This window comes from Nocardia sp. NPDC004604 (assembly GCF_040609795.1).
Taxonomy (GTDB): Bacteria; Actinomycetota; Actinomycetes; order Mycobacteriales; family Mycobacteriaceae; genus Nocardia.
Genome location: NZ_JBEXLC010000004.1, coordinates 136,409 through 139,826, shown reverse-complemented (window position 1 = coordinate 139,826; position 3,418 = coordinate 136,409). Strand labels below are relative to the sequence as shown.

Genomic DNA, 3,418 nt, shown 5'->3' with positions numbered 1-3,418 from the left:
GGGTTGGCTGTATCCGGCGTGTGCGTCTCCGGCGGGCGGTTGGCTGTATCCGGCGTGTGCGTCTCCGGCGGGCGGTTGGCTGTATCCGGCGTGTGCGTCTCCGGCGGGCGGTTGGCTGTATCCGGCGTGTGCATCCCCGGCGGGCGGTTGGCTGTATCCGGCGTGTGCATCCCCGGCGGGCGGTTGACCGTAACCGGCCTGTGCATCCCCGGCGGGCGGTTGGCGATACCCGGCCTGCGGATTCCCAACGGGTGCTTGCTGTCCCATCGGCGGCGGCGCATAACCCCGACCCTGCTGCCACTGGTCGGCAGGCGGCCCACCGGTCGGCGACTGCTGCCCCGACCGACCACGGGCCGCCGGATTCTGCCACTGCTCACCCTCGGGCGCCCGCCCGATCGACGGCTGTGCATACCCGGGCCCACCCTGCCAAGGCGCGCCGCCCGGCGCTTGTTGCCCCATCGGCGGCTGCTGATACCCAGTTCCATTGCGCCACAAATCATTCGGCTGATCGCCGCCCGGCGCATGCTGACCCGGCTGGACAAATCCGGCCGCGTCGCCGTGCTGCGCGTCCGCACCTGCGGCGGATTGCCCCGCATCGACAGCATTGCGACCTTGTTCGCCGGACCCATACGGACCCGATGCCTCGTCTGGCCCATCGGTCGGACGCCCGGCCTCTTCGGCGTCGGCTCCGCCCGCCGTACCAGCGTCGATTTCCGATGGCAACCGATGGCGCCCACCAGCGGCCATCGATCCACCCGCGGTCCCCGGCACGGGGTGCGCGGCCCAACCAGGCGCCGCCAACCCACGATCCCGCTTCGCCTGCCCCGAGTCCGGCTGTGCGGCAGTGCCATCGGGCCCGGTCGGCCCCGCAAGGTCGGCCCCAGGTCCGTGCGGTGCCGCCCCCGGCCACCCGAATTCGTCGGCCTGCGATCCCGGTCGGAACTCCGAGCCCACCGATCCAGGGCCGGGATGTATGGCTCGGTCCGGCCCCGCCGAACCGCGATCCGGTTGCCCCGGCACACCACCGGTGCCAGACGCTCTATGGAAATCGGTCGCCTGCGGCGCGAAAGGCGGCTGAGTGAAGTCGCTGCCACGTGCCTGTGGTGCGGACGCGGTTCCGTGAAGGTCGCCGCCGAGTGCCTGCGGTGTGGCAGGCGGGCGAGTGAAGTCGCCACTGGGTGCGTGCGGTGCGGACGCAGGTCCGTGGAAGTCGCTACCCGGTGCCTGTGGTGTCGCGGGCGGGCGAGTGAAGTCGCTGCCCGGTCCCTGTGGCCTGGAGCCAGGGTTGCGGAAGTCGGCGGGTGTCGGTGTCTGCCCGGTGATCGGAGCCGAATCGCGGGCGAGATCACCCGGTGTCGGTCCGTATTCCGATGAGGCGGGTGCGGCGGGAACCGGGGCCGTGGGTCGACCCGGGCGCCGAGTCGGATCGACGGTCGCGGGATCGAATATCGGTGTCGCACCGTGCGATTGCGCGCTATCGCCCGTCGCATCGGCAGCGGTGCCGTTCGCGGCGTGTTCCATGCCGGGGACCTGCGGCAGGTCCGGTCGACCTACTCGGCCTGCCTCGTTTGCCGCCGCCTCGGACGCCGAGCCGATACCTCCTGCGGCAGGTCCGGCCGACGAATCGGCGTCCGCCCCATGATGCACATCGGATTCCCCTGGCGGCGGCGGCAGTTCGGGCCGCTGCCCGGTCCGCGCAGCCGCCTGCTCGGAAGCAGACGGGCCCTCCGTCGACCGCTGCGGCGCAAGCCACGGCGGCGGCTCATCGCCACCATGCGAAACCGGCGCCTGAGACTCGTCGTTTTGCGACGGCGCGCTATCGGATGAATGTGGGCCTACAGGGTGCGCTTCGTCGTGCCGTGACGGCGGGCCGTCGGTGTGACGGGCAGCCGGTGGGCGTGGATCGTCGATTCGCTGTGGCGGGCCGTCGGTTCCGCGTGAAGCGGGCGAGTGCGGGTCATCGAGTCGCGCTGGCGGAGCGAGACGGCCACCGCCCGAATCCTGTTCGGCAGCAGGTGTCGACTCCAGTTCCGGGGTAGCCGCCGGGGTCCGCGGGCCCATACCGGAGGCTTCAGCCCCTGGTTGCGGCTGCTCGGTGCGCGGAGTCTCGAGCCATGGCGGAGGCCCGTCGAGATCCTCGGTCGCCGACGTTGCGGGCCGCTCGCCAGTCGTTGGCGCAGTGGAGGGTTCGCCGGTTGTCGGCAAGCCAGGCTGTTCGCTGGTCGTTGGTACGCCGGAGTGTTCGCCGGTTGTCGGGAAGTTCGGGTGGTCACCTGGCGTCGGTATTGCGGGGCGTTCGCCGGTCGTTGAGTGTTCGCCGGTTGTCGGCCCGGTGGGGTGTTCGCCGGTTGTCGGCATACCGGGACGTTCACCGGTTGTCGGGAAGTTCGGGTGGTCACCTGGCGTCGGTATTGCGGGGCGTTCGCCGGTCGTTGGGTGTTCGCCGGTTGTCGGCCCGGTGGGATGCTCGCCGGTTGTCGGCATGTCGGGGCGTTCGCCCGTTGTCGGCATCGCGGGGTGCCCGCCGGTTGTCGGGATGCCGGGGTGCTCGCTGGTGGTCAGCGCGCTGGGGCCTTCGCTGGTGGTCGGTGCTCCAGGGAGTGCACCGGTCGGCGCAGGCGATGTGGCAGGCGAATGTGGTTGTGCGGAAGCCTGATTTGGTGGCGGCGGCAGGTCGGGGCGTTGCGACTGGTAGCGCACCGTCGCCTCGATGGATGCGGGCGGTTCGGCGGTGGCCGGTTGGATAGCGCCCGGCTGCTGGACAGCCGCAGGTTGTTGGGCGGGCGGTTGCGCATCGCCCCATTGTTGGGGCGCGCTTGGGTAGTCGGCCGCGCCTGGATACTGCGAGCCACCTCGTAGCTGGGAAGCGCCTGGATGATCGGTGGCGCCCGGCTGCTGGTCAGCTCCAAGTTGTTGGGCCGCAGGCGGTTGTGTGGCACCTCGCTGTTGGGTGGTACCCCGCTGTGCGGGGCCACCTGGGTGCTGGGTGTCGTCTGGGTGTTGGGTCGCGCCCGGCTGTTGGGTGGCTGCGGGATTCAGCGGGGTTACCAGCGGTTGCGAAGGGGATGTCGGGGGCCTGCTGCTGCCGAGGGGATCGAAGCCAGCGGAGGGTTGGCGCGGGTTGCGGGTCGGAAGTGATTGGCCGCCTTGCCATGCGTTGGCCGGGTGCGACGAACCCTGCGCGGGTGTGTCCGGACGTACGTGTGGGCCGGAGTCGTGGCGCGCATCGGGTTGCGGTGGGCCCGGCCGGTATGGGGCGCCGAGCTCTGGGCCGTGCTGTGCCGCGGGGCCACCGTGCGGCGCGGTTCCGTGAAAGCCGTCGGGTCCGCGCTGCTGTTCGGGCCCGCGGTGAGCGTCCGGTCCTGAGTAGGCATCTGGTCCGCGCTGCTGTTCCGGTCCGCGATAGGCCTCCGGTCCG

General features: G+C 71.2%; 1 protein-coding gene and 1 pseudogene. One reads left to right on the top strand and one right to left on the bottom strand.

Annotated features, from left to right (window positions below; all coding sequences use genetic code 11):
- Positions 1 to 1,521, bottom strand: a pseudogene (locus tag ABZW16_RS03810) (hypothetical protein); the annotation flags it as partial.
- 1,644 nt (positions 1,522 to 3,165) lie between these two features.
- On the opposite strand from ABZW16_RS03810, the gene ABZW16_RS03805 reads away from it, so the two are divergent.
- Positions 3,166 to 3,366, top strand: coding sequence for a hypothetical protein (locus ABZW16_RS03805; protein WP_354951810.1), 201 nt, complete (start codon positions 3,166 to 3,168; stop codon positions 3,364 to 3,366).
- Positions 3,367 to 3,418: the final 52 nt, after the last annotated feature.